Source organism: Mycobacteroides sp. LB1, assembly GCF_013449725.1.
Taxonomy (GTDB): domain Bacteria; phylum Actinomycetota; class Actinomycetes; order Mycobacteriales; family Mycobacteriaceae; genus Mycobacterium.
On record NZ_JACCFF010000001.1, the window covers coordinates 611,183 to 637,848 of the forward strand.

25 protein-coding genes are annotated in these 26,666 nt (G+C 64.7%); 11 read left to right on the forward strand and 14 right to left on the reverse strand.

From position 1 onward, the window contains the following. Nucleotides 1-13: 13 nt before the first annotated feature. Both MLB1_RS03115 and MLB1_RS03120 read right to left on the reverse strand, forming a co-directional pair. The gene (locus MLB1_RS03115; protein WP_180748249.1) at nt 14-970 is read right to left on the reverse strand and encodes an electron transfer flavoprotein subunit alpha/FixB family protein; all 957 of its coding nucleotides are present in this window, start codon (nt 968-970) and stop codon (nt 14-16) included. 33 nt (nt 971-1,003) lie between these two features. Continuing rightward, a complete protein-coding gene (locus MLB1_RS03120; RefSeq protein WP_180748250.1) occupies nt 1,004-1,795 on the reverse strand; it encodes an electron transfer flavoprotein subunit beta/FixA family protein in 792 nt (263 codons plus the stop codon). Between the two features lie 260 nt (nt 1,796-2,055). Here MLB1_RS03120 and MLB1_RS03125 point away from each other — a divergent pair, with 260 nt between their 5' ends. Genes MLB1_RS03125 through car form a run of 4 tightly spaced genes read left to right on the forward strand, consistent with a single transcriptional unit; the run spans nt 2,056 to nt 9,222 of the window. Next, complete coding sequence (locus MLB1_RS03125; RefSeq protein WP_180748251.1) at nt 2,056-2,877, forward strand: class I SAM-dependent methyltransferase; 822 nt, start codon at nt 2,056-2,058, stop codon at nt 2,875-2,877. Beyond that, a complete protein-coding gene (locus MLB1_RS03130) occupies nt 2,874-4,427 on the forward strand; it encodes a glycoside hydrolase family 57 protein (protein ID WP_180748252.1) in 1,554 nt (517 codons plus the stop codon). The genes MLB1_RS03125 and MLB1_RS03130 overlap by 4 nt, the downstream gene beginning before the upstream one ends. Nucleotides 4,428-4,455: 28 nt before the next feature. Beyond that, nucleotides 4,456-5,700 (forward strand): glycosyltransferase family 4 protein, encoded by a 1,245-nt coding sequence (locus MLB1_RS03135; RefSeq protein WP_180748253.1) that lies wholly within the window; start codon nt 4,456-4,458, stop codon nt 5,698-5,700. Between the two features lie 6 nt (nt 5,701-5,706). Beyond that, nucleotides 5,707-9,222 (forward strand): carboxylic acid reductase, encoded by a 3,516-nt coding sequence (gene car, locus MLB1_RS03140; RefSeq protein WP_371750549.1) that lies wholly within the window; start codon nt 5,707-5,709, stop codon nt 9,220-9,222. A gap of 43 nt (nt 9,223-9,265) precedes the next feature. Here car and MLB1_RS03145 read toward each other — a convergent pair whose 3' ends face one another. Beyond that, nucleotides 9,266-9,742: a hypothetical protein gene (locus tag MLB1_RS03145; RefSeq protein WP_180748254.1), complete on the reverse strand. Its 477-nt coding sequence runs from the start codon at nt 9,740-9,742 to the stop codon at nt 9,266-9,268. Between the two features lie 90 nt (nt 9,743-9,832). Between MLB1_RS03145 and MLB1_RS03150 the strand changes: the two genes are divergently transcribed. Beyond that, nucleotides 9,833-10,444, forward strand: a complete 612-nt coding sequence (locus MLB1_RS03150; RefSeq protein ID WP_180748255.1) for a TetR family transcriptional regulator — start codon at nt 9,833-9,835, stop codon at nt 10,442-10,444. Between the two features lie 3 nt (nt 10,445-10,447). On the opposite strand, the gene MLB1_RS03155 is transcribed toward MLB1_RS03150, so the two are convergent. Beyond that, complete coding sequence (locus MLB1_RS03155) at nt 10,448-11,284, reverse strand: metal-dependent hydrolase (RefSeq protein ID WP_180748256.1); 837 nt, start codon at nt 11,282-11,284, stop codon at nt 10,448-10,450. 69 nt (nt 11,285-11,353) lie between these two features. Then, nucleotides 11,354-12,190, reverse strand: a complete 837-nt coding sequence (locus MLB1_RS03160) for a metal-dependent hydrolase (RefSeq protein WP_180748257.1) — start codon at nt 12,188-12,190, stop codon at nt 11,354-11,356. A gap of 140 nt (nt 12,191-12,330) precedes the next feature. On the opposite strand from MLB1_RS03160, the gene MLB1_RS03165 reads away from it, so the two are divergent. From MLB1_RS03165 to MLB1_RS03175, 3 genes are read left to right on the forward strand one after another with little or no spacing between them, the layout of a single operon-like run. Then, on the forward strand, nt 12,331-12,669 hold the full coding sequence (locus MLB1_RS03165) for a metalloregulator ArsR/SmtB family transcription factor (protein ID WP_180748258.1): 339 nt from the start codon (nt 12,331-12,333) through the stop codon (nt 12,667-12,669). Further along, nucleotides 12,666-13,202: an SRPBCC family protein gene (locus MLB1_RS03170; RefSeq protein ID WP_180748259.1), complete on the forward strand. Its 537-nt coding sequence runs from the start codon at nt 12,666-12,668 to the stop codon at nt 13,200-13,202. Before MLB1_RS03165 ends, MLB1_RS03170 begins: the two co-directional genes overlap by 4 nt. Nucleotides 13,203-13,235: 33 nt before the next feature. Next, on the forward strand, nt 13,236-13,682 hold the full coding sequence (locus MLB1_RS03175; RefSeq protein ID WP_180748260.1) for a nitroreductase family deazaflavin-dependent oxidoreductase: 447 nt from the start codon (nt 13,236-13,238) through the stop codon (nt 13,680-13,682). Here MLB1_RS03175 and MLB1_RS03180 read toward each other — a convergent pair. Continuing rightward, nucleotides 13,666-14,415, reverse strand: a complete 750-nt coding sequence (locus tag MLB1_RS03180) for an acyltransferase (protein ID WP_180748261.1) — start codon at nt 14,413-14,415, stop codon at nt 13,666-13,668. The genes MLB1_RS03175 and MLB1_RS03180 overlap by 17 nt on opposite strands. Nucleotides 14,416-14,529: 114 nt before the next feature. Here MLB1_RS03180 and MLB1_RS03185 point away from each other — a divergent pair, with 114 nt between their 5' ends. Beyond that, on the forward strand, nt 14,530-15,825 hold the full coding sequence (locus MLB1_RS03185; protein WP_180748262.1) for a PQQ-binding-like beta-propeller repeat protein: 1,296 nt from the start codon (nt 14,530-14,532) through the stop codon (nt 15,823-15,825). Here the strand turns inward: MLB1_RS03185 and MLB1_RS03190 are convergent. The 5 genes from MLB1_RS03190 to MLB1_RS03210 are packed head-to-tail and all read right to left on the reverse strand — an operon-like array spanning nt 15,779 to nt 20,454. Continuing rightward, the gene (locus MLB1_RS03190) at nt 15,779-16,972 is read right to left on the reverse strand and encodes a class I SAM-dependent methyltransferase (protein ID WP_180748263.1); all 1,194 of its coding nucleotides are present in this window, start codon (nt 16,970-16,972) and stop codon (nt 15,779-15,781) included. The two genes, MLB1_RS03185 and MLB1_RS03190, sit on opposite strands and share 47 nt — an antisense overlap. 28 nt (nt 16,973-17,000) lie before the next feature. Then, nucleotides 17,001-17,966, reverse strand: a complete 966-nt coding sequence (locus tag MLB1_RS03195) for a class I SAM-dependent methyltransferase (RefSeq protein ID WP_180748264.1) — start codon at nt 17,964-17,966, stop codon at nt 17,001-17,003. Nucleotides 17,967-17,987: 21 nt separating this feature from the next. After that, a complete protein-coding gene (locus tag MLB1_RS03200; protein WP_180748265.1) occupies nt 17,988-18,782 on the reverse strand; it encodes an enoyl-CoA hydratase in 795 nt (264 codons plus the stop codon). Then, a complete protein-coding gene (locus MLB1_RS03205) occupies nt 18,779-19,612 on the reverse strand; it encodes an NUDIX hydrolase (RefSeq protein ID WP_180748266.1) in 834 nt (277 codons plus the stop codon). Before MLB1_RS03205 ends, MLB1_RS03200 begins: the two co-directional genes overlap by 4 nt. Continuing rightward, nucleotides 19,612-20,454: an ABC transporter ATP-binding protein gene (locus MLB1_RS03210; RefSeq protein ID WP_180749663.1), complete on the reverse strand. Its 843-nt coding sequence runs from the start codon at nt 20,452-20,454 to the stop codon at nt 19,612-19,614. The genes MLB1_RS03205 and MLB1_RS03210 overlap by 1 nt, the downstream gene beginning before the upstream one ends. 178 nt (nt 20,455-20,632) lie before the next feature. Here MLB1_RS03210 and MLB1_RS03215 point away from each other — a divergent pair, with 178 nt between their 5' ends. Further along, nucleotides 20,633-21,391: a helix-turn-helix transcriptional regulator gene (locus MLB1_RS03215; protein WP_180748267.1), complete on the forward strand. Its 759-nt coding sequence runs from the start codon at nt 20,633-20,635 to the stop codon at nt 21,389-21,391. Here MLB1_RS03215 and MLB1_RS03220 read toward each other — a convergent pair. Beyond that, on the reverse strand, nt 21,373-22,062 hold the full coding sequence (locus tag MLB1_RS03220; RefSeq protein ID WP_180748268.1) for a hypothetical protein: 690 nt from the start codon (nt 22,060-22,062) through the stop codon (nt 21,373-21,375). The genes MLB1_RS03215 and MLB1_RS03220 overlap by 19 nt on opposite strands. A gap of 62 nt (nt 22,063-22,124) precedes the next feature. Between MLB1_RS03220 and MLB1_RS03225 the strand changes: the two genes are divergently transcribed. Beyond that, nucleotides 22,125-23,606, forward strand: coding sequence for a PLP-dependent aminotransferase family protein (locus tag MLB1_RS03225; protein ID WP_180748269.1), 1,482 nt, complete (start codon nt 22,125-22,127; stop codon nt 23,604-23,606). A 9-nt stretch (nt 23,607-23,615) separates the two neighbouring features. Here MLB1_RS03225 and serB read toward each other — a convergent pair whose 3' ends face one another. Both serB and ctaD read right to left on the reverse strand, forming a co-directional pair. After that, nucleotides 23,616-24,851: a phosphoserine phosphatase SerB gene (gene serB / locus MLB1_RS03230; protein ID WP_180748270.1), complete on the reverse strand. Its 1,236-nt coding sequence runs from the start codon at nt 24,849-24,851 to the stop codon at nt 23,616-23,618. Nucleotides 24,852-24,868: 17 nt separating this feature from the next. After that, entirely contained in the window at nt 24,869-26,566 is a 1,698-nt protein-coding gene (ctaD, locus tag MLB1_RS03235; RefSeq protein WP_180748271.1) for a cytochrome c oxidase subunit I, read from the reverse strand. Nucleotides 26,567-26,666 lie beyond the last annotated feature (100 nt).

A 26,666-nucleotide genomic window follows, 5' to 3' on the forward strand; every position in this document is an offset into this window, starting at 1 on the left:
TCCGCTCGGCCGATTAGCCCTTGCGAGCCTTGACGGCCTCCGTCAGCTGCGGCGCGACGTTGAACAGGTCACCCACCACACCGAAGTCGGCGATCTCGAAGATCGGGGCTTCCTCGTCCTTGTTGACCGCAACGATGGTCTTCGAGGTCTGCATACCGGCGCGGTGCTGGATGGCACCCGAGATGCCCAGCGCGATGTACAGCTGCGGCGATACGGTCTTGCCCGTCTGGCCCACCTGGAACTGGCCCGGGTAGTACCCGGAGTCGACCGCGGCACGCGAGGCGCCGACGGCGGCACCGAGCGAATCGGCGAGCGCCTCCACGACGCTGAACTTCTCGGCGCTGCCGACACCACGACCGCCGGACACGACGATGTTGGCCTCGGTGAGCTCCGGACGGTCGCCACCGACGATCGGGTGACGCGCGGTGACCTTGGTGGCGTTTTCGGCGGGAGCCGGCACCTCAACGGTGACCTGCTCGCCCGCACCGGCGGCCGGCGCGGCCTCGACGGCACCCGGACGCACGGTGAAGACCGGCGCGTCGCCATTGGCCTGCGCCTCGACGGTAAACGCACCACCGAAGATCGAGTGCAGACCCTTGCCACCCTCACGAACCTCGATGACGTCGGTCAGCAGGCCCGAGCCCAGGCGTGCGGCCAGGCGTCCGGCCACCTCCTTGCCCTCGGTGGTCGCGGCGATCAGGATGCCGGCGGGGCTGGCGGTCTCGGCGAGCGAGGCCAGCAGGTCGACCTTCGGGGTCACCAGATAGCTGTCGATCACATCGGACTCGGCGACGTAGATCTTCGCGGCACCGGCCTCCTTGAGACCGTCGATGAGCGCCGCCGCGGTACCGGCAGGACCGGCCACCACGGCAGAGGGCTCACCCAGGACGCGGGCGGCGGTGATGAGCTCGGCGCTCACCTTCTTCAGCGCACCCTCTGAATGCTCAACGAGCACAAGTACTTCAGCCATAACTTTGCTTTCTCGTTTCTGTATTAGAGGGTCTTAGATGATCTTCTGAGCGACCAGGAACGCGGCGACCTTGGTGCCGCCTTCGCCCTCGTCGGCGATCTTCTCGCCCGCGGTCTTGGAAGCCTTGGGAGTCGAGGACAGCACGGTCGTACCGGCGTTGGCGACACCCACCTCTTCGGCATCCACGCCGATCTCGGCGAGGGTCAGCACGGCGACTTCCTTCTTCTTCGCGGCCATGATGCCCTTGAAGGACGGGAAGCGGGGCTCGTTGATCTTCTCGGTGACGCTCACGATGGCCGGAAGGTTGGCTTCGACCTCGAACACGCCCTCGTCGGTCTCGCGCTCACCCTTGACGACGCCGCCTTCGACGGTCAGCTTGCGCAGATGAGTCAGCTGCGGCAGGCCCAGGTACTCGGCGATGATCGCGGGGATGGCGCCCGAACGGCCGTCAGTGGCCTCGTTACCGGCGATGACCAGCTCGACGCCCTCGACCTGGCCCAGTGCGCGGGCCAAGGCCCAGCCGGTCTGAATGGCGTCGGATCCGTGCAGACCCGGGTCGAGCAGGTGAACTGCCTTGTCGGCGCCCATGGACAGAGCCTTGCGGATGGCCTCGGAGGCCTTCTCGGGACCGGCCGAGACGACGGTCACGACCGAATCGCCACCCTCGCGCTCCTTGATGAGCAGCGCTTCCTCGACGGCACGCTCGTTGATTTCGTCGAGCACCGCGTCGGCGGCTTCCCGGTCGAGCGTGAAGTCACCGTCGGTGAGCTTGCGCTCTGACCAGGTGTCTGGGACCTGCTTGATCAGGACCGCGATATTCGTCATAAGTCTCCGATCGTCCTTCCTCTTCGCTGTCTGTCCAGCTGTTTACCAGCTGTCTGCTTTGGTGCTAGGTGCTTCCCTGCGTCCCCATACCGCGCCGGTCGCATTGCCACGTTTTTCGTGACTAACCCGGCCAATGATGTTACTCATGGGTAATATAAGGAGTTCGCCCGTCCACCATAGCCGGTTCACCCCTGGTTTCCGGCCTGTGATCTGGGCCACCAGTATTAAGACACGGCGTTCACCCGATAGCCTGCCAAACGATGAACTCGCACCTGACCGACCCGCACCCGGCTGATCCACTTCGCGCAAGCGGCGCATCGGCCGATGATGCCGATGCAGCCTTGGCGCTCACCGGCGAGCGGACCGTGCCCGGCATCGCCGAAGAGAACTACTGGTTCCGCCGTCATGAGGTGGTGTACGAGCGGCTCAGCAGCCTCTGCGCGGGGCGCAAGGTATTGGAGGCGGGCAGCGGCGAGGGTTATGGCGCGGACATGCTGGCCCAGGTGGCTGAGCACGTGATCGGGCTGGACTATGACGAGTCCGCGATCGCGCACGTGAAGGCCCGGTACCCCCGCGTGGACATGCGCGCCGGAAACCTGGCAGACCTGCCGCTGGCCGCGGGTTCGGTGGACGTGGTGGTGAACTTCCAGGTGATCGAGCACCTCTGGGATCAGGGCCAGTTCCTCTCCGAGTGCGCGCGTGTCCTCAGCCCCGGCGGCTCTCTACTGATCAGCACGCCGAATCGGATCACCTTCTCCCCCGGCCGCGACACCCCGCTGAATCCGTTCCACACCCGCGAGCTCAGTGGCGCCGAGCTCGACGAGCTCCTGGTGGAGGCCGGGTTTTCGGTGCAGTCGATGAATGGCGTCTTTCACGGACCACGGCTGCGCGAGCTCGACGTCAAGTACGGCGGTTCGATCATCGACGCGCAGATCGAGCGTGCGGTCGCCAACGCACCCTGGCCACAGGACCTGCTCGCGGATATCGCGGGACTGACCACCGAAGATTTCGAGATAGTCGACGCGGGGGAACGCGACATCGACCAGAGTCTGGATCTGGTTGCCATTGCGGTGATTCCGTGACAGAAAAGGTTCCTGGGCTATTCACCATGGTGCTGCATACGCACCTACCGTGGCTCGCCAATCACGGACGCTGGCCGGTCGGCGAGGAATGGCTGTACCAATCCTGGTCGGCCGCGTATCTGCCACTGTTTAAGGTGCTGCGGACGCTGGCGGCCGAGGGCCGGGAGAACCTGATCACCCTTGGCATCACCCCCGTGGTGGCCGCACAGCTGGACGACCCACACTGCCTGACCGGGCTGTACAGCTGGCTGGCCAACTGGCAACTGCGTGCCTTCGAGGCCGCCACCATCGCGAAAACCGATGCCGAACCGGGCACCGCGTCGAGCCCAGAAATGTTACGGGCCTTCGGTATTCGCGAATACCACAGCGCCACAGCCGCTCTCGATGAATTCGATGGGTACTGGCGCCACGGCGGCAGCGGTCCGCTGCGCAGTCTGATAGACGCAAAAGCCATTGAGCTGCTGGGTGGTCCGCTCGCACATCCGTTCCAGCCGCTGCTAAACCCACGGCTACGCGAGTTCGCGTTGCGCGAGGGACTTGCCGACGCCGAACAGCGTTTCGGACATGCACCCACCGGCATCTGGGCACCCGAATGCGCCTATGCCCCAGGCATGGAGGAAGGCTACGCAGCGGCCGGGGTCAACCATTTCATGGTCGACGGACCGTCCCTGCAGGGCGACACCTCACTGGGTCGGCCGGTGGGCGACACCGATGTGGTGGCCTTTGGCCGCGACCTGGCGGTGAGCTACCGCGTGTGGTCGCCGAAGTCGGGGTATCCGGGTAACGCCGCCTACCGCGATTTCCACACCTACGACCACGACACCGGCCTCAAACCCGCCCGGGTCACCGGACGCAACGTGGCCTCGGAAGCCAAGGCGCCATACGAGCCAGAGCGCGCCGACGCCGCGATCGACGTCCATGTCCGCGATTTCGTGGACACCGTGCGCCAGCGCCTCATCTCAGAGTCCGATCGGATCGGCCGACCCGCGCATGTCATCGCCGCCTTCGACACCGAGTTGTACGGGCACTGGTGGTACGAGGGGCCGGCCTGGCTCGAGCGGGTGCTGCGGGCATTGCCCGAGGCAGGTGTCCAGGTGGGCACCCTGGAACAGGCCCGCGCACAGGGGTACGTGGGCAAGCCCATCGACTTGCCTGCCAGTTCATGGGGTTCCGGTAAGGATTGGCATGTCTGGAATGGCGAGAAGGTGGCCGACCTCGTGCAGCTGAACACCGAGGTGGTCGACACCGCCCTCGCTGCGGTCGACAAGGCCCTGCACGAGCAGCCCGCGCCGCATACCCGCAATCGGGTGGCCGATCAGATCCTGCGTGAAGCCCTGCTGACCGTATCGAGCGACTGGCCCTTCATGGTCAGCAAGGATTCGGCCGCCGATTACGCGCGCTACCGTGCTCATCTCCATGCGCACGCCACCCGCGAGATCTCTGCGGCGCTCGCCAGCGGAAGACAGGACGCCGCAATCCGCCTGGCGGACGGGTGGAATCGTGCTGACGGGCTGTTCGGCGCACTCGATGCCAGGAGGCTGCCCCGATGAACACGGTCTTCGCCCGAGAGGCTCATCTATGAGAATCCTGATGGTCTCCTGGGAGTACCCACCGGTGGTGATCGGTGGGCTCGGCCGGCATGTGCACCACCTGTCCACTGAGCTGGCCGCAGCAGGCCACGACGTCGTGGTGCTCACCCGGCGCCCCTCCGGCACGGACCCCGCCAGCCACCCGACCACCGATGAGGTTTACGAGGGCGTGCGGGTTGTCGCGGCCGCCGAAGACCCGCATGACTTCGATTTCGGCACCGACATGATGGCCTGGACCTTGGCCATGGGCCATGCGATGGTGCGGGCGGGTTTAGCCTTGGCTCTCAAGGGATCTGGCGATTGGCACCCCGATGTGGTGCACGCCCACGACTGGCTGGTCGCCCACCCGGCAATCACCCTTGCCGAGCATTTCGATGTACCGCTGGTGTCGACGCTGCACGCCACCGAGGCGGGCCGGCATAGCGGCTGGGTGTCGGGACGCATCAGCAGGCAGGTGCATTCGGTGGAATGGTGGCTGGCCCGCGAATCGGACTCGCTGATCACCTGCTCGGCATCGATGCTGGACGAAGTGACCGAACTGTTCGGGCCCGAGCTACCGCAGGTCCATGTCATCCGCAATGGAATCGATGTCACCCGTTGGGTATTCGCACCGCGGCTAGCCTCCGACGGGTCTCCTCCCGTACTGCTTTTTGTGGGACGGCTCGAATACGAGAAGGGTATCCACGACGCCATCGCGGCGCTGCCCAAGATTCGCCGCTCGCACCCGGGGACGGTGTTGACGGTCGCAGGTGATGGCACGCAACAGGATTGGCTCCTCGAACAGGCGCGCAAGCACAAGGTCGTCAAGTCCGTTCAGTTCCTGGGCAACCTGGACCACGAGGGACTATTGCAATGGCTGCATCGCGCCGACGCCATCCTGCTGCCCAGCCACTACGAGCCGTTCGGCATCGTGGCGCTGGAGGCCGCGGCCGCGGGTACTCCCCTGGTGACCTCAACCGTCGGCGGGCTCGGTGAGGCCGTCATCGACGGCGAGACCGGATTGTCCTTCACCCCACGCGATGTGGCAGGCATCGCGGATGCGGTCAAACGCACCCTCGACGATCCGACCGCCGCCGCCGAACGGGCCGTAGCGGCACGGGCTCGGCTCACCGCGGACTTCGACTGGGCCACCGTGGCCGACGAAACAGCTCAGGTGTACTTGGCCGCCAAACGCCGCGAACGGGAACCATTGGGCCGCAGCGTCATCGTCGAGCGCCCGCTGCCGGACCGGTAGAGGCACGTGACCATCAATACACCCCCCGCTTGCGAGACCGACGCGGCGGCCCGGGCGGCAACACTGCTTGAGTCCGACCCTCAATTCCGGGCGGCCACGCCCGATCCGAATGTCATGGACTCCCTGCTGGTGCCCGGCCTGCGGTTGTCCCAGGTGCTCCACGCCCTGCTCACCGGTTACGCCGACCGGCCCGTGATGGGGTTCCGGTCCCGCGAATCGGTCGTCGACCCCACGACCGGCCGTACGGTCGACCGCCTGCTGCCCGCCTTCCATACCATCAGCTACGGGCAGCTTCTCGACGATATCTCGGCCATTCTCGCGGAGTGGCAGCACGGCCCCAATGCCATTGGCGCCGGTGACTTCGTCGCCACCATCGGCTTCTCCAGCCCCGACTATGTCACCCTCGACCTCGCCGCCCTGATGAATGGGTGTGTGTCGATTCCATTGCAACACAACACATCTTTGGCGCAGCTGCGCATGATGCTGGAGGAGACAAACCCGCGGTTGGTGGCAGCGAGCGCCGATTGCCTGGAACTCGCGGTGGAGGCCGCGCTGGGGTCACCGGATTTGCGGCGGGTGGTGGTATTCGACTACCGCCCCGATACTGACGATCACCGCGAGAAGCTCGCCGCAGCAAGGGATCGTCTACGCGCGGCCGGTACAGAAGTCACCGTCGAGCCGCTCGCGGACGTCATCGCAAAGGGGCGGCAACTGCCCGAACCCGCGCTGTACACCGACGGCGACGACCAGCGCACCGCGCTGATCATGTACACCTCGGGCAGCACCGGCGCCCCCAAGGGCGCAATGTTCACGGAGTGGACGGTGACCCGATTCTGGTCCTCGGGTGCGGCACCGAACCGGGACACCCCGATCATCAACGTCAACTTCCTGCCGCTCAACCACCTCGCGGGCCGTGTCGGACTGCTGACCGCCTTCATACCCGGTGGCACCTGTTACTTCGTTCCCGAGAGCGATCTGTCCACCCTCTTCGAGGACTGGCAGCTGGTGCGCCCCACGTACATGGGCGTGGTCCCGCGGGTGGTCGACATGCTTTTCCAGCACTACCAAACGCGCATGGATTCGTTCATTGCCGACGGAGCCGACCCCGAGTCGGCCGATCGTAGTGCGAAAACCGAACTGCGCGAAGATGTTCTGGGCGGACGCGTGGTCGCGGGCATGCTCGCCACGGCGCCACTGTCCCCCGAAATGAAATCCTTCCTGGAATCCGCACTCCACTTCCATCTGCTCGATCTATATGGCTTGACCGAGGTGGGCGGCGTGTTCCGGGATGGCAAGATCTCTCGTCCACCGGTGCTCGACTACAAGCTCGTCGATGTACCCGAACTCGGGTACTACACCACCGACAAGCCGCATCCGCGTGGCGAATTGCTCGTCAAGAGTGCCACCGCAACGCCCGGGTATTACAAACGTCCCGATGTCACGGCCGAGGTTTTCGACGCCGACGGCTATTACCGGACCGGCGATGTCATGGCGGAGATCGCTCCCGACGAGCTGGTGTACGTGGATAGGCGCAACAACGTCATCAAGCTTGCCCAGGGTGAGTTCGTTGCAGTGGCCAACCTGGAGACGGTGTACGTCGGCGCACCGCTGGTCCGCCAGATCTTCGTCTACGGCAACAGTGAACGCGCCTACCTGCTGGCGGTCGTCGCGCCCACCGAGGAGGCGTTGCGCGGACACCCCGACCCCGTCGACCTCAAAAACACGATCCGGGAATCGCTGCGGCGGACCGCTCGCGCCAACCACCTACACTCGTACGAACTCCCGGCCGACTTCATCATCGAGACCACGCCGTTCACCATCGAAAGCGGCATGCTTGCGGCCGTCGGTAAGCCCATACGCCCCAAGATGATCGAGCATTACGGGGATCGGCTTGAACAGCTCTACGTCGACCTCGCCGAGGCCCGCGTCGAAGAGCTGCGGCAGCTGCGGGATACCGCACAACAGCGCCCCATCATCGAAACCGTCACCGAGGCCGCTCGGGCACTGCTCGGCATGTCCGGGGATGCCGTGCGCCCCGACAACCACTTCATCGATCTCGGTGGAGACTCGCTGTCGGCATTGACCTTTTCCAACCTGCTGCGCGATCTCTTTGACGTCGAGGTGCCGGTTGGCGTGATTACCGGTCCCGCCGCCGATCTGCGGACCCTTGCCGATTACATCGAGACGGAGCGCGAAAACAACACCGCCACCGCCGCCGGTGTGCATGGGCCGGACGCCTCGGTCGTCAGCGCCGCCGACCTCACCCTGGACAAGTTCATCGACTCCGAAATACTCAGCAACGCTTCAGAATTGGATAAGCCCGCGTGCGTGGTCAGCACCGTGTTGCTCACCGGCGCCAACGGATATCTCGGACGGTTCCTCTGTCTGGAGTGGCTGCAGCGGCTGGCGCAGTCCGATGGGCAGCTGATCTGTCTGGTCCGTGGCGAGAGTGACGCCGACGCCCTGGCACGGCTCGAGGCCGCGTACGGCGACACGGATCCGGCACTGCTCAGCGAGTTTCGCGCGTTGGCGCAGAGACACCTACGGGTGATCGCTGCCGATATTGCCCAGCCCCGTCTCGGCCTAGATGACGCGACCTGGGAGCAGCTGGCTCGGGAAGTCGACAAGATCGTCCATCCCGCCGCACTGGTAAATCATGTGCTTCCTTACAACCAGTTGTTCGGTCCCAATGTCTTTGGCACAGCGGAGGTCATCCGCTTGGCGTTGACCACCCGGATGAAACCGGTGACGTACCTGTCGACGATGGCGGTCGCCATGACGGTGCCTGATTTCGACGAGGACGGGGACATCCGCACGGTGAGCCCCATCCGGCCCGTCGGCGCGGGCTACGCCAACGGTTACGCCAACAGCAAGTGGGCCGGCGAGGTGCTGCTACGGGAGGCACATGATCTGTGCGGCCTGCCTGCCGCCGTCTTCCGCTCCGACATGATCCTCACCCACCGCCGATACAGCGGTCAGCTCAATGTCACCGACGCCTTCACCCGCATGCTGCTGAGCCTGGTCCTCACCGGTATCGCCCCGCGCAGCTTCTACCAGGGCGATGGCGGCGGCTCCCGACCGCGAGCCCATTACGAGGGACTGCCAGTCGATTTCGTCGCCGAGGCCATCACCACCTTGGGGCTGGCCACCATCGAGGGCTTCCGCTCCTACGACGTCATGAACCCGCACGATGACGGCATCTCGGTGGATACCTTTGTCGACTGGCTGGTCGAAGATGGTCATTCCATCGACATCATCGACGACTACGACGAATGGCTGTCGCGATTCGAGACGGCGTTGCGAAGCCTGTCGGACGAACAACGACGTGCCTCGGTGCTTCCACTCCTTGATGCCTACCGGGCGCCGGGCCACCCGCGCCGCGGCGCCGCCGCGCCCACCGATGTGTTTCGGAAGGCCGTGCAGGACCACAACATCGGAGGCGAGAGCGCCGATATTCCGCAGATCGATCGCGCGCTCATCGCCAAGTACATATCGGACCTGCGCGCACACGGGCTGCTCTGATCCCGATCGGCCGGATGACATCGGGAGTGGTTGTGACACAGAACTATCCCCGGGTGTAGGCAGGCCCCTCCGGCAGCAGGTGCTTGTCGACGAGCTTGTGCCAACGTCGTTGCCGATACCGGAATATCGCCGTGGCCGCCTCGGCGGCCACGGGTGTGAGGAAGCCGGCGTCGATATCGATCCGATCGCTATACCGGCAGCGACGATCACCTATCGGTTCCACGTGCAGAGTGTGATTCCAGGTACGCAGGATTCCCCCGCCTTCGTTGGTCCGTACGGTTCGACTCTCCTCGTCGACCTCCACCACGTGAATCGTGTGCCGGTACAACGGGATCAGATGCAGACCCCATAACCAAGCGGATCCGCGCTCGCCTATCCGCATGGGCTCGGTACGCCCCGAGAGCGCCGGAATGCCGAATATGCCACGGCACAGGTACAGGAAGGTTCCGGCGTATTGCATCGCGCCCCACACCCGGTCGGCGTCGGTGGGCAGTTCGGTCTCCAGATACACCGTCTTCATCGGCGTCTCCTTTCATTACAGCAGCTCAGCCACTATTATGAGTAATTACTCGCATTTGTGGTACTCGCATTTGAAGGAGATGACGACACCGTGCCCGGCCCCCGACTACAGCCCCGCAAGCAGCCACGACAGGATCGCGCCGGGGCCACCCGGCAGCGCATCCTGGATGCCGCTGCTCACGTTTTCGCCGACTTCGGATATGCGGCCGGCACCACCAACCGGATCGCGGAACGGGCCGAAATTTCCATCGGCTCGCTGTATCAGTACTTCCCCAACAAGGACTCCATCCTCGTCGAGCTCATGACCTCCCACACCGAGGATGGGTTTGCGCTCATTCAACGGCATCTCACTGCGGGACTACCGGATTCGATCGAAGGTATGCTTCGGATCTTTGTCAGAGCGGCCATCGACAACCATCGCGACAACCCGAGACTGCATAGGGTGCTGTTTGAAGAGGCGCCGCGACCACCCGAGTTTCTTGCTCTGCTGCACCGGTCCGAGGATGCCGTCGTCGCTGCGGCCGAGGCAATTCTGGCGGCACATCCCGATGTCCGGGTAACCGAAACATCCACAGCGGCAAGGATGGTGGTGGCGACCATCGAATCATTGGTACACCGCCTGGTGGCGGGCCCGCGACCCATCGACCCGGCTCCGTTCGAGGACGAGCTGGTCAGCATGCTGACCCGCTACCTGACGGGCTGAGGATCAATGCAAACGGTCGGCAATCTGCCCGTGCTCACCGAACAACTCGGCATTCCACCTCGCAATGAGCTCCGTGTTGTCAACCTCATTGGGGTGAAAGTCCTTGCGGTTGTACGACAGTAGTCGCCGAAAGACCGCTCGCGAGAAGAAGGGGGCGCCGAAAAATCGGACGGCACTCCGATAGTGGATCTTGGGATTGTAGAAGTCTCGGTCGCGAAACAGTGACATGTACGTCGCACACCCGGCGGACGCAAGAAACGCAAGAGTGGTGAACCACATCACGAGAACCCGCATCCGATGGGTGCCGCCGACAGCCTTGTACACGTCGAAGGCGACCGCACGGTGCTCGGATTCCTCCAGCGCATGCCACAGCAGCATGGAACGCACCTCACCCTCGCCAAGCATGTCCAGGGCACGTTCGTCGCTCAACAGTGTCTCGGCCAGGATCGCGGTGTAATGCTCCAGCGCCGCGGTCATTGCCAGGCAGTACAGAGGCGAGAGGTAGCGGGTACGCGCTTCCAGCGTCCTACGTATCACTCGATCGATCAACGCGGTCGGATAGCCCATCTCCTGCAGACGCTCGTTGAGCTCGCGGTGTTCGCGGCTGTGGGTGGCTTCCTGGCCGATGAACCCGGCTACCTGCTTCTTGAGCTCCGGGTCGGTGATCTGATCCGCGACCGCCCGCACCGAACGGATCATAAAAGCCTCCCCCTCGGGGAAGGCCGCTGACAGCACCGCCACCATGTGACTCATCCCCAAGTCACCCTGGACATAGTGACGCCGCAGGGAACCGGCCGGATAGCGAAACTTGATCCGCCGTGTCTTGATTTCCCGTTCCATGATCACCTCACCCCCCTACACATCTGCGCATCAGTATCCCCAGTGTGCCAGTGCGCGCAGATCGCGCCCCTAATGCAGGTGGCCGGTCAGGTGACCGTTCTCACCGAATAGCTCGGCATGCCATTTATCGATGAGTTCGGTGTTGTCGGAGTCATTGGGGTGGAATCCCGGGCGGTTGTACTCACCGATCCGGCGCCGCACCTCACGGCTCAGGAAAGGCAAATGCCGCAATGCCGCAATGCTTTTCGCCAATCGAATCGGGTTGTAGGCGGCCTTGTCACGAAGCAGCGAGATCACCGTCTCGAAGAACGTCGTGTAGATGAAGGCGAGGGTGGTGCGGCGCATCACCCAGATACGCAGCCGCTCGCTGCCACCGACCGCCCGGTAAACGTCGAAGGTGACGGAGCGGTGCTCGGCTTCCTCGAAGGCGTGCCACAGGAGCATGGAACGCACCTCGCCCTCGCCGAGCATGTCCAGAGCGCGCTGATCGGTCAGCAGCGTCTCGGCCAGCACCGCGGTGTAGTGCTCCAGCGCGGCCGTCACGGCCAACGTGTAGATCGGCGGGTAGTTCCGGGTCTGAAAGTTGAATATCCGGCGAGCGAGCCGCTCCACGAACGCAGTGGGATATCCCATCTCCTGCAGACGCTCGTTGAGCTCGCGATGCTCACGCCCGTGTGTCATCTCCTGGCCGATGAACCCGGACACCTGCCGCTTGAGTTCGGGATCGGTGATCTGATCGGAGTAGCGCCGGACCGACCGGATGAAGAACTCCTCACCCTCCGGGAAGACTGCCGACAGCATAGCCATCATGTGACTTGACACCAGGTCACCCTGTACGAAGTGACGATCCAGCGAACCGGGTTGGTAGCGGAACTTGATACGGCGGGTCTTGATCGGCCTGTCCATACTCAGCTTCCCACTACCCCGCAATGACTGATTTCGACTCGCTCCGACTGACGAAGCCAACGCAGCTCAGGGTACCGCAATTCGCGGGTATCCCGATGATCCACGGTTGACACATTCCCATATCGGTATATGTTAGCGCCATGGCTCGCACCCCGACGACGGCTGACGCGTTCAACGCGATCGCGGAGGCGAGCCGCCGTGACCTCCTCAGCGCCATCGGCACCGGCGAGGTCACGGTGAACGACCTGGTGGATCGAACCCGGATGGGCCAACCACAGGTGTCCAAGCACCTTGGGGTGCTCCGCGCCGTCGATCTGGTGCGGGTGCGCTCGCACGGGCGACACCGCCTCTACCGCGTCAACGGCGAGGCCTTGCGGCCCGTCCACGAGTGGGTCGCCGCGTTCGAACACACCTGGAACGAGCGCCTGGACCGGCTCGACGACCTACCCACCGAACTCAAGAAAGAGGATATGGAATGACCTCCGACCCCAACGCTCTTCGCGCAAGCGGCTCATCGTCGACGAATCGGTACGGCAGCGCCACCGTCGAATTGCCTTCGGACACCGCAATTCTCATCACGCGGTCATTCGATGCGCCCGCCGCACTGGTCTTCCGAACGCTCACCGAACCGGATCTGGTCAAGCGCTGGTGGGGATTCGAGACTGCTCAATGGCAGGTGTGCGAGATCGATCTACGGATCGGCGGCACCTGGCGGTACGTGGTCAGCCAACCGTGCGAATCCGCGCCGGATATGGAAGTCGGATTCCACGGTGAGTACCGGGAGATCGATGCACCGCATCGGCTGGTCAACACCGAGGTCTTCGAGGGCATGCCGGATGCCGCGGCCCTCACCTCCACCACCCTCGACGAGGTTGACGGCGTGACCACCATGCGGGTTCTGGTGGAGCACAGCTCCAAGGAACATCGCGACGGGCACATCAACTCCGGCATGGAGGGTGGCATGCAGGTCAGTTACAACCGCATCGAAGACCTGCTGCGCGACATGGGCTGAAATAGGGCGCCCGCCGCGTGTGTTGCAGCCACGGTGAGCAACCAATTCACCTCCGAGTACATCGCCGCCAACCCGCAATGGGTCGATGAGCAGATCGAGATCTACGAATCCAGCGGCGGAGCCGAGGGCACCACGTTCGACGGCATCCCCGTCGTGGTGCTGTACACCGTCGGCGCGAAATCGGGACAGATCCGCAAGGCCCCGCTCATGCGCGTCGAGCACGAGGGCGTGTACCTGGCGGTCGGATCGATCGGCGGTGCGCCGAAGAATCCCGCCTGGGTCGCGAACCTGCGGGCCAATCCCTTGATCGACCTGCGCGACGGCGAAAACGTCGAGGTCGTCCGCGCCGACGAGATCACCGACGAGGCCGAGCGTGCGGCGTGGTGGGAACGCGCCGTGGCAGCGTTCCCACCCTATGCCGAGTACACGACGCGCACAGACCGGGTCTTCCCACTGTTCACGCTCACTCCGACGAGCTAGCGGCCGCCTTCTTCCGCTCGATATCGGCCAACGCCTCGGCGAGCTGTGCCCGCTGCGCGGCCGAGGCGTCCCAGGCCACCTTCCGGTTCTTGACGACCCTGGCCGGCGCTCCGACGGCAATCGAATAGTCCGGGATCACGCCCTTGACCACGGCATGGGCGCCCAGCACGCATCCGCGCCCGATGATCGTGTCCCGCAGAATCGTCACCTTGGTAGCGATCCAGGTGTCCGGCCCGATCCGTACCGGGGTCTTGATGATCCCCTGGTCCTTGATCGGCACAGTGATGTCATCCATGATGTGGTCGAAATCGCAGACGTAGCACCAGTCCGCCATGAGCGCGGAGTCGCCGAACTCGATGTCGATGTACGCGTTGACGACATTGTCCTTGCCGAAAACCACCTTGTCGCCGAGGCGCAGGGAGCCTTCATGGGCGCGCAACGAGTTCCCGTCGCCGATATGCACCCACCTGCCGATCTCCATCCGCGCCAACTCGGGTGTGCAGTGGATCTCGACGTTCTTGCCGAGGAACAGCATGCCGCGCGTGACGATGTGCGGGTTGGAGAGCTTGAACTTGAGGAGCCGCCAGTACCGCACCAGGTACCACGGCGTATAGGCCTTGTTGGCGATCACCCATCGCAGCGAAGCCATGGTCAGGAACTTGGCCTGTGCCGGATCCCCGAGGCGCTGGCCGCGCCACCTCTTGTGCAGGGGAGCGCCCCACATCGTCGTCATGGCCGCACAGCCTACGGGACCACCGAATGCCGACCGACTACCCTGCGATGAGCGCACCACCGCCTTCGTGGGGCGCGCACACCACGTTCGGGTTGACTAAAGGAGTGCCTCACCGTGCTTTCCAGGGCACGACTGCTCGCGACCTTGGCGGTCGCGGTATTCACGCTTCTGCCGACGGCCTGCTCCGGCGACGATTCGTGGATCAATATCAAGGCCGCACCCGGCTGGTCCGCCAGCTACGCCGATGCACACAACAGCAGCTACACGTCCACCGAAGGGGCGCGCGAGCTGACCCTGGAGTGGAGCCGGAACACCAAGGGCCAGATACGCAGCGCCGCGGCAATCGGTATCGACAACTTCGTCGCGGTCAGCGCCGACACCCCGTCCGGCTGCACGCTCATGGGGTGGGAGAACAACAGGGCCGCGCGGCAGCGCTGGTGTACCCGCATGGTCACCGGAAGTCCGTGGTCCGGACCGCTCGCCGACGGATACAACAACCTCTATATCGGCCAGCCCGGTGGGTTGGTGTCGTTTCCACCCACCCAGTGGATCCGCTGGCGTAAGCCCGTCATCGGTGCCCCCACCACGCCCAAGATCGTCGAGCCCGGACGGCTCCTGATCGTCACGCACCTCGGTCAGATAGTGATCTTCGACGCCCAGCGCGGCGAGGTCGTGGGCACCCCGATGGACCTGCTCGACGGGATCGACCCGGCCGATCCACGACGCGGTCTGGACGATTGCGAAGCGGCGCGGCCCAAATGCCCGGTATCGGCCTCCCCGGCCTATGACCCGGCGACCGGCACCATCGTCACCACCCTCTGGCAGCCGGGCAAACCGGTGCCGGTGCTGCTGGGAATCACCTACGACGCCGACGGCAAGATCACACTGAAACACAAGTGGGCCAACAGGATCATCGACGAGGGTGTGATCGGCTCCCCTGTGATGTCTCATGACGGGGAGACCGTCTACATCAACGACCGCAAGGGTTCGCTCCACGCGATGCACACGTTCGACGGCAGCCAGAAATGGTCGGTGCCGTTGGGATTCAATGCCACCACGCCGCCGTCGGTCGCGCCGGACGGGACCATCATCGCCGGAACCGGCGACAAGGCCACCCTGGTGGGGATCAAAGACTCCGGTAACGCGGGTGAGATCGCCTGGCGCCGAGATGATCTCGTTCCGCTCTCGACGTCGAGCCAGGCCGCCGGAAACGTGGGCTACGCCGTCGTGCGAGACGGAGACAAGGGGCTGGCCCTAGTGGTGTTCAACACCCCGGACGGAGCCACCATCAATCGCTACCCGCTACCCGATGCCGCGGGCTTCCCTGCCGGGATCTCGATCGGACCCGATCAGCGCGTGATAGTCACTCTGAGCGAGGGCATGGTGTACGGGTTCCGCCCGGGGACCTAGCAGCGCAGACGAAAGCCCTTGCACTACTACCTATCCGGGTGATGACGACCGATAGCGCCACGCTGCCGCGCAACTTCAGCCTGGTACGCAGCAGCGCCGGGTCGATATCCACCCCTCGCACGGTGATCTCGACAGCACCACAATCGCGGGCGGCGAGCGCCCGACGCAACCGTTTCTCGTTGTAGGACAGCGAATCCAGCACGCGATACCCCTGCACGCCGATGGGTACGGAATCACCCGACAGGTACGCGATGCGGTGATCCAGCTGCCACAATCCATATCGCGCCGCGTATTGGCGCACCAGACCTGCCCGCACGACCGCACCGTCGGGGTCGACGATCCACTCCCCCGCCTCGGCGACCGCGCAGTCGTCGGGGTCGGCATCGGTCAGCTGGTAGTTGTCGCCAGTCGTCGAGAGCACGGTGGCGCTCCGACGTGCACGCGCCAATCCTGCTGACCACAAACACGCCTCACGGACGCCGCCGTCTAGTGAAACCACCTCGATCTCGCCATCGAACCCGGTCTGTTCGCGCAGTTCGGCGAAGTCCAGTCCCGGAGCACATTTGACGACCAGATCGCGGTCGGCGTAAGTCTGCAGCACCGCATCCAGAGGCGGTGTGTACGCGGACGGATCGAACCGTCTCCTCCCGCCGGACCGGCGCCCCGGATCGGCGATCACCACCTCGGCGCGGCTGGACGGTGCCAGCGCATCGGCCCTGCAGATCAGCACCCGTTGTCCAATATTGTGGCGCGCCATCGCGGTTCGCACTGGATCGATATCGCTGCCGATGACGGAGGCGGCGATACCGTCGAGGGCGGCCAGCTCGGTCCCCACCGAACAGGTGACATCATGAACCACCAAGCCGGTAAGCCGGGCAGCCCGGTGCCGCGCCACCACGGCCGGAGTCGCCTGTTGCACCGCGTCATCGGTGAACAGCCAGTCCTGTACATCGCCGAGCTTGATCACTGCCTTACGGCGCAGCTGCACCGTCTGCGCCAGGATCGCGGCGCGGTCCCCGAATTCGGTGCGCAGCGCCGCGGTATCGGCAACCAGGGTGCCCGCCGAGAACGTGTAAGCGGACGCTCGTACCAGCGCCGTCCTGCCTGCCTCGGACGACAGATAGGAGACGTCGGCGAGCTCGAACACTCCGGTTACCGAAGAAAGTTGTCGGGAGCTAAGAAGCCTTGAGCCCGGTGATCATCACGTTGTAGTACCAGCCCTTCGGCACCACGTGACGCCACACGTTCTCGTCCACCCAGCTGAGCGCCTTCCAACCGCCGAACGCGAATTTCGCCCAGCCCCAGCCCAACTTGCCCGGCGGCACCGTCGATTCGAATGTGCGCACCGGCCACCCCAGCATGGCGGCGGTGAATTCCTCACTGGCGGTCCGCACCGCGACGGCGCCGGCATTGGCGGCCATCTTCTCCAGGTCGGCCGGATCAAAGGTGTGCAGGTCAACAACCCATTCCAGAGCCGCAGCACGCGAGTTCTCGTCGAGTTCCTCCTGCGGACGCCGCCAGCTCTCCAATCCGGGCAGCTTCATCGCCTGAACCGTGGCCTTCCACGTCAGATTCGCGAGCGCGCGGGCGTACAGATTCCCTACGGTGGTGGGCTCGCCGGCGAAGATGAACCGTCCACCCGGCTTGAGCACCCGCAGCACCTCACGCAGGGACAGCTCGACATCGGGAATGTGGTGCAGCACCGCATGGCCCACCACCAAATCGAAGGTGTTGTCGTCGTAGGGAATCCGCTCGGCATCGGCGACCCGGCCGTCGACGTCCAGTCCGAGTTCTTTGCCGGTGCGGGTTGCGACCTTGACCATGCCCGGAGACAGGTCCGTGACCGAACCACTGCGCGCGACACCCGACTGCATCAGGTTCAGCAGGAAGAAGCCGGTGCCACAACCCAGCTCGAGGGCACGGTCATAGGGCAGCTCACGCTGGTCCTCGGCGGGAACGATGGCGTCGAACCGGCCGCGGGCGTAGTCGATGCAGCGCTGGTCGTAGGAGATCGACCACTTCTCGTCATAGGTCTCTGCTTCCCAGTCGTGGTACAGGATCTGGGCGAGCTTGTTGTCCTCGAAGGCGGCAGCGACCTGCTCGGCGGTGGCCTTGGTCGTCGGCTCGGAAATCTCCGTCATGGCCGTCAGCCTAACGCCTGGTTAGGCTCCCCTGAACCGGCCCGTCCCTGGGCCGATCTCCAGTTGAGCGGCCACCCCGTCCACGCGGTCCTGTGTGGCGAACACCTGGCAAAACAGCTCACGTTCCCTGTCCAAACCCACGGCCAGTGGGCTGTCGAAGCCGTGGTCGATGGCCTCTTTGGCGGCGGCGAGCGCCCGGGGCGGCCCGTCGACGAAGCGCCGAGCCCAGGCCGCGGCCTCGGTATAGACATCGTCGGGCGGCACCATCTGATCCAGCAGCCCCATCCGCAGGGCCTCCTTGGCGTCGACGAAGCGGCCGCTGAACACCATCTCCTTGGCCCGGCTCAGTCCGACGACCCGTGCCAGCCGCGCGGTTCCGCCGCCGCCGGGGATCATGCCGACCAGAATCTCCGGCGAGCCCACCTTGGCGTTGTCTCCAGCGATCCGCCAGTCGGCGGCCAATGCCAGCTCCAGACCACTGCCCAACGCGTATCCCGTGATTGCCGCCACCGTGGGTTTGGCCAGCTCTGCCACCGCGGTGATCGCGGCCTGGCGGTCGCCGGCACTCCGCGCCATCTCCTCACCGGTCAACTCCGAAAGCTCAGCCAAATCATCTCCGGTGCAAAAGACCTCGTGCCCGCCGTAGACGATGACGACTCTGATGTCCTCGCGGGCGTTCGCCTCCGCAGCAGCCTGCGCGAGTTCGCGGTACATCTGTCGGGTGAAGGTGTTGGTAGGCGGTCGCGACAGCGCGATCGTGCCAATGCCGGGATGCTCAGGCGCCGTGCGCACTGAGACGAACTCGGGCTCGGTCATGCCAGCTCCGGACCGGTGATCTCGGGGATTTCCATCGCGCCCTGACGTGCGGCTTCATAGCGGTCCATATCGTCGAACAGGACGAACCACCGTCCGTCCTCCTCCTTCAGGACCGGCATGATCGGTGCGATTTCCCGCCCTACGGCCAACACCTCCGCAACCGTCCCACCGGACGTGGATACGGCGTCGAGCTGGGACCAGGTGGGAGGAAGCAGGAAGCTCCTTCGCTCGGTGAAAGCCGAAATCGCGGCCTCGGGGGTCTGCCAACCCGAGGCGACCGCCTCGGTGGTGTCGCCATCGGCGTCCTGCCCCGCGGGCAGTGCGGCGACGAAGAAGAAGGTGTCATACCGCCGGGGCTCGGCCTCCGGGGTGATCCAGTTGGCCCACGGCCGCAGCAGATCCGCCCGCAAGAGCAGCCCCTCGCGTTGCAGGAACTCACCGAAGGACAGCGTCTTGTCCGACAGGTCATTGCGGGCCTGGCGATAGACCGCCGCATCCCCCACGATCTCGGTATCCGAGGTGCCGGCGAAGAGCACACCGCACTCCTCGAAGGTCTCGCGAGCGGCGGCGCACACCAGGGCCGACGCCAGCTCCGGTGTCACGCCGAATTGCCCTGCCCACCAGTCGACATCGGGGCCCACCCACGGCAGATCGGCACGCAGGTCGCGGGAGTCCACACCACCGCCCGGGAACACGGTCATCCCTCCGGCGAAGGCCATGGCGTTATCGCGCCGCATCAGAAACGCCTCGACACCGATGTCGCCGTCCCGAATGAGAACGACGGTGGCAGCGGGTTTGGGCCGTGCTGAATCCTTTTGGGATGGGGTCATCACTGCCTCCTGGAATGTGCGGCTCGGGGCCGGGCACGTCGCGCGAAATAGCGCCCGTCGATCATCTCAACCACGATCGACAGGCCGAACGCGCGGGACAGGTTCGCACTGGTCATCACGTCCGCGAGTAGACCTTGAGCGACAACCTCCCCCTCGGACAGCAACAACGCGTGGCTGAAACCGGGTGGGATCTCCTCCACATGGTGTGTCACCAGAACCATCGCGGGCGCGTCCGGGTCGGCGGCGAGCTCACCCAGCCGCGCGACAAGTTCCTCGCGCCCGCCCAGGTCCAGTCCTGCAGCCGGCTCGTCCAGCAGCAGCAGTTCGGGGTCGGTCATCAGGGCACGGGCGATGAGCACCCGCTTGCGCTCACCTTCGGACAGCGTTCCGTAGGTGCGTTCGGCCAGGTGCTCGGCGCCGAGAGTTTCGAGCATGTCCACCGCGCGCGCGGTGTCGACGTCTTCATACTCCTCGCGCCAACGGCCCAGCACCGCGTACCCGGCCGAGACCACCAGGTCGCGGACCACCTCGTTATCGGGTATCCGCTGCGCAAGCGCCGCAGAGCTGAGGCCAATCCTTGCCTTGAGTTCCGATACATCGACGCGGCCCAACCGCTCGCCGAGAATGGCGGCGCTACCGGAGGTGGGGTGCTCCATGGCGGCGGCCATCCGCAGCAATGACGTCTTCCCGGCTCCGTTGGGGCCAACGATTACCCACCGTTCGTCGAGCTCTACGGACCAGGTGACCGGACCTACCAACACCTTGCGATTGCGGCGCAGCAGTACATCGCGGAAATCGAGCAGAAGGTCCGGATCAATTTCTGACTCATGCTCTTCACGCAAGCGTTCATCGACCACCCGGCCTATCGTGCCGCATCAGGCGCGGGAGGCGGGCGGCGGGAGTCAACTTGGAGCGGCGAGCGGGAGCCATCCCGGAGGCCGTCCTAGCGAAGCATCCGGAACCTCATCGCGTATCCTCATCCGTACGTCAGCAAGCTCGGAAGGGATTCTAGGCAACGACATGACAAACGATCTTGATCCCGATCCCTACCTCGACACGGTGCACAATATCGGGATTGCCAACCATCGACTCATCGCACAGCTCGATGCCGAAGCGAATCGGATACAGCAACGCGCAGCTCACGGCGAGAATCGGTCATGGGTATGGGATGACCTCAAGGTGTGGCGTCGCCGAGTCGACGCCTTCCACTCCCAGCTGCGCCGCGACACCACGGCCCTCGGAAGCCTGATCGATGCGAATCGGCGAATCAATGGATTCGAGAAGATGGCAGATACCAGCACATCAAAACTCGATTCATCGGCTGAGAGCAACCGCGGCACCCTCTATCCCTTCAGGGATGCGCGAGCACAAGAGGAATTCGTCACCAGACTTAACCGGGTGTTCGCGGTCCTCCACAGTCCCGGTCGCGGACCGTTTTCAAACAGCGAATTTCTCGTGTTCATGCGAACCGGGGGGACCGTGGTCTCGGCACCGTATCTTTCACAGTTGCGGAACGGGCAGCGAGGGCGACCTTCCCTCCAAGCGCTGGAGAGTATCGCGCACGCCTTTCGCATCGACGTCCGTTACTTCACCGATAGTGGCTACGCGGACGAGATCGACGTAGATTTGACCGCGCTCGAACTCGCCCAGGACACAGTGGCGGCCGAGCTGACAACCAAGCTGCTCCACCTCCCGGAGGGGATTCGAGAACAGCTCCTGGCCGAGGCCGAGGCGGTCGACGGCCAGCCGGGCAGGCACGGTCAGACGGCTACATCCTGAGGTAATCCCGACGGTTCGGAACATGTGGCGCTATCGCGTTGTGTACTCAGCACAGAACCCCAACCGCTGACAGCCAGCAGCTTCCGCGGCACCAGCCGCAGCACCACCTGAATGAGGGGTCCGATACCCAGCGCGTAAAGCACCGTGCCAAACCCGACGTTCCCTCCGAGCAGCCAACCCGTCCCCACCACAATGACCTCGATGGTGGTCCTGATCAGCCGCACAGACCGGCCGGTCCGATGAACCAGTCCAGTTGTCAGTCCATCCCGAGGCCCCGGACCAAGCCCAGCGCCCACGTAGAGCACCGTGGCGATCGCGTTCAACACCACGCCGCCGACCAGGAACGCCACGCGCACCGCCATCACCGACGGGGCCGGGAGCCAGGCCAGTGTGGAGTCGACAGCCACGGCGATGACCACGATATTGGCAATCGTTCCCACACCTGGCTTGTTGCGCATCGGAATCCACGCGAGGAGCACGACGACGCCGGTCACCGCCGAGGCGAGCCCGATGCTCATCCCGGTGCGCATCGAGAGGCCCTGATGGAACACGTCCCAGGGATCCAACCCGAGCCCGGCACGCACCATGAGGGCCATCGAAAACCCGTAGAGGTACAGACCCACCAGCAGCGCAGTGCCACGCGCACTCCAACCAATCCATTTCCCGGTCACCCGACAAGTTTCTCGGCCAACTGGCTTGTTTTTCAATAGCCAGTTGAGCCACACTGGCATTTATGTCTGATCGCGTAGTCACTGCCGGATTGTCTTCGCGCGAGCGGCTCATCCATGCCGACACCCTGGCCCGTCACCTCGGCCAATGGCGCACCGCGGGCTCTGCGGGACCAGCGTACGGAGCATTGGCCGACGCGATCAGGCTTCTTGTCATCGACGGCCGGCTGCCCCTTGGTGCCCGGATACCCAGCGAACGAGCACTGGCAAGCGTCATCCACGTGAGCCGAACCACCGTCACCGCCGCCTATGCCGAATTGCGCGAGAGCGGATACCTGCGCGGCCGCCAGGGTGCGCGCAGCACCACCGCTCTGCCTGGGCCCGGCCGGTCTCCTTCGGCCACAACGGGATTGGTAAACCCGATGATCGATCTGCAGAACGCCGCCACCGCCGCACCGGCCGCCGCGGTGCTTGATGCGTACCAGGTGGCCCTGACCAAGCTGCCCACCCACCTTCGGGGAATCGGTCACGAGTTGGTGGGCATACCGGAGCTGCGCCCCCGCATCGCCGAGCACTTCTCACGACGCGGACTGCCCACCACCGAGGACCAGATCATGGTGACCTGCGGCGCCCAGCAGGCCATCGCGCTACTCCTCGGCGCCTTCGTGGAGCCCGGCGACCGGGTTCTGGTGGAGCAGCCGAGCTATCACGGCGCACTCGATGCGATCGCTCAGCGTGGTGGACGCCCGGTTCCGGTGCCGATGCACACCCATGAGCACGAGTCGGGTTGGGATATCACCGGCATAGAAACCACCATCCGCCAGACGGCCCCCAACCTGGCCTACCTGGTGCTGGATAATCACAACCCCACCGGTCTCACCATGCCGCTATCGCAACGAAAGGCCTTGGCGGACATAATTTCCCAGACGCGCACCCGCACGGTCGTCGATGAGTCGCTCGTCGGCGCCTGGCATGAGGCCCCCGGGCCCGCACCGATGGCCTCGCTGGTGACGCGTCCCGATCTGGTAGTCACCATCGGGTCGATGTCGAAGTCGTTCTGGGGCGGAATGCGCGTCGGCTGGATCCGCGCCGACCGCACCACCATTGCCAGGCTCGCAGCGGTGCGCTCCGCCATGGACACCGGAACACCGATCCTCGAGCAGCTGGCCGCCGCCGAGCTGCTAGGGCGTGCAGACGAGGTTGAGGCCACGCAGCGTGAGACCCTGCGTGCACGCCGTGCACTGGTGGTGGCCGAGCTGCGCCTTCGGCTCCCCGACTGGGAGCTGCAGGAAGCCGAAGGCGGCCTATGCATCTGGGCCCGGCTGCCTGCGCCGATGAGCACCGCGTTGGCTGCCGCCGCCGCGCGGCTCGGGGTGCGCATCGCGGCGGGTCCGCGGTTCGGTGTCGGCGGCTCACTGGAGCGGTTCGTGCGTGTGCCCTTCACCCAGCAGGACGATCAGCTGCTGCGCGGAGTGGAACTGCTCGCACAGGCCTGGCATACCGTGACTGGTGCTGTACCGCTTGCCGATTCGGCAATGGTTGGCTAGGCACGAACCTCAGGCGTCGGGGATGTCGACGCGGCGCACACCGCCATCGACGGCGTCTGCCGCCTCAATCTCGGCGCGGGTGATGCCGAGGATGAACAGCACCACGTCCAGGTACGGCTGGCTTACCGAGGCGTCGGCGACCTTCCGTAGCGCCGGCTTGGCGTTGAACGCCACACCGAGCCCGGCCGCCGACAGCATGTCGATATCGTTGGCCCCGTCTCCGACGGCCACGGTTTGAGCCAACGGAACGCCCGCCTCGTAGGCGAACTGCCGCAGCGCCTTGGCCTTTCCCGGGCGGTCGACGATCTCGCCGATCACTCGTCCGGTGAGCTTCCCGTCGACGATTTCCAACACATTGGCTGCCACGAAATCGAGGGCCAGTTCATGGGCCAATGGCTCGATCACCTGCCGAAATCCGCCCGACACCACACCGCACGAGTACCCCAGCCGGCGCAATGTCCGGATGGTGGTGCGAGCACCCGGGGTGAGCACCAATTCGTCGGCGACATCATCGAGCACGGACTCGGGCAGTCCGGCGAGCGTGGACACCCGCTGGTGCAGTGATTCGGCGAAGTCCAGTTCCCCGCGCATGGCGGCCTCGGTGATGGCGGCGACCTGTTCGCGCGCACCCGCCCGGTCGGCCAGCATCTCGATAACCTCGCCCTGGATCAGGGTCGAGTCAACGTCGAAGACGATGAGCCGCTTGGCCCGTCGATCCAGGCTGCTGTGCTCCACCGCGATGTCCACCGGCTCGTCGACGGCCACCTGGGCCATCGCCGTGTGCAGATCGACATCGGTGAGCCGGTCCTGAGGCACGGTCACCCGCAGCTCCAGGCCTGTCACCGGGTAGTCGGCGATACCCCGGATGACATCGATATTGATCTCGAGACCGGCCAGTGCACGTGCGACAGCCCCGAAAGCCCGCGCGGTGACCGGCCGCCCGAGCACCACGATGGTGTGGGTTGACGGATCCTTGATAACCGAACTGTCCCCACCGAATTCGACGTCAACATCGAACCCGAGGGTGTGCATGGCCTCTTCGAGCTCGTCCTGCAACGCTTCCAATGCCTCGCTACGGCCCTGCGCTTTGACGAGTACACCGAGCGTGAGCTTGCCACGAATGACGACCTGTTCGACGTTCAGGAGGTCGACACTATGGCGGGACAGCACTCCCATGAGTACCGAGGTGACACCGGGTTTGTCGGCTCCGGTGACGGTGACAAGAACCGTGACGCGATCCTTCACAACAGGGAGTCGCGGCCTTATTTGTGGCCGCCACCCACGTGCGCCTCGGCGCGCATGCGCTCAGACATGTGCGGGTAGTGCAGCTCGAATGCCGGACGCTCCGAACGAATTCGGGGCAGCTCGGTGAAGTTGTGCCGCGGCGGCGGGCAGCTGGTGGCCCACTCCAGGGAGTTGCCGTAACCCCACGGATCGTCGACCGTGACGACCTCGCCGTACCGGTAGCTCTTGAACACGTTCCACAGGAACGGCAACGTCGAGGCACCCAGGATGAAGGCACCCACCGTCGAGAAGGAGTTCAGGAAGGTGAAGCCGTCGGTAGGCAGGTAGTCGGCATAGCGACGCGGCATGCCCTGGTTCCCCAGCCAGTGCTGCACCAGGAAGGTCGAGTGGAACCCGATGAAGGTCAGCCAGAAGTGGAACTTGCCGAGACGCTCGTCGAGCAGACGGCCCGTCATCTTGGGGAACCAGAAGTAGATACCGGCGTAGGTCGCGAACACGATGGTGCCGAAGAGCACGTAGTGGAAGTGCGCGATCACGAAGTACGAGTCGGTGACGTGGAAGTCGACCGGCGGCATAGCCAGCAGCACGCCAGTCAGGCCACCGAAGAGGAACGTCACCAGGAAGCCGACCGAGAACAGCATCGGTGTCTCAAAGGTCAACTGCCCCTTCCACATCGTGCCGATCCAGTTGAAGAACTTGATACCGGTCGGAACCGCGATCAGGAACGTCATGAAGGAGAAGAACGGCAGCAGCACGGCGCCGGTGGCGTACATGTGGTGCGCCCACACCGCGATGGACAGCGCCGCGATACCGAGTGTCGCGTAGATCAGCGTTGTGTACCCGAAGATCGGCTTGCGACTGAACACCGGGAAGATCTCCGAGACGATGCCGAAGAACGGCAGCGCGATGATGTACACCTCGGGGTGTCCGAAGAACCAGAACAAGTGCTGCCACAACAGAACACCACCGTTGGCGGGGTCGAAGATGTGCGCACCGAGGTGCCGGTCAGCAGCGAGGCCGAACAGGGCGGCGGTCAGCAGGGGGAAGGCCAGCAGCACCAGCACGCTGGTCACCAAGATGTTCCAGGTGAAGATGGGCATCCGGAACATGGTCATACCGGGGGCGCGCATACACACGCATGTGGTGATCATGTTGACCGCACCAAGAATGGTGCCCAGACCACCGACGGCCAGACCCATGATCCAGAGATCCGCACCGGCACCCGGTGAGTGGATGGCATCGGTCAGCGGGGTGTAGGCGGTCCAGCCGAAGTCGGCGGCGCCACCGGGAGTGATGAAACCGGCGATACCGATCAGGGCGCCGAACAGGAACAGCCAGAAGGAGAAGGCGTTCAGACGCGGGAAGGCGACGTCAGGGGCGCCGATCTGCAGCGGCAGCACCACATTCGCGAAGCCGAACACGATGGGCGTTGCGTAGAACAGCAGCATCACCGTGCCGTGCATGGTGAACAGCTGGTTGAACTGCTCGTTCGACAGGAACTGCAGACCTGGCACCGCCAGCTCGGCGCGCATGAACAGCGCCATCAAGCCACCAATGAGGAAGAACGCGAAGCACGCGACCAGGTACATGATGCCGATCAACTTGTGATCGGTGGTCGTGATCAACCGGTAGATCAGAGTGCCCTTGGCGCCCATACGGGGCGGGAACGGGCGGCTGGCCTGCAATCCACCAATTGGGGGTGCTTCGGCGGTCACGGCTCCTCCGATTCCTTGTAGCGCGCAGTCGTTCCAGTGACTGCATGTCTGCCGTGAATCCTAGCCCGCGCCACCCCCGATCGCGGAGCGGGTCCTACAG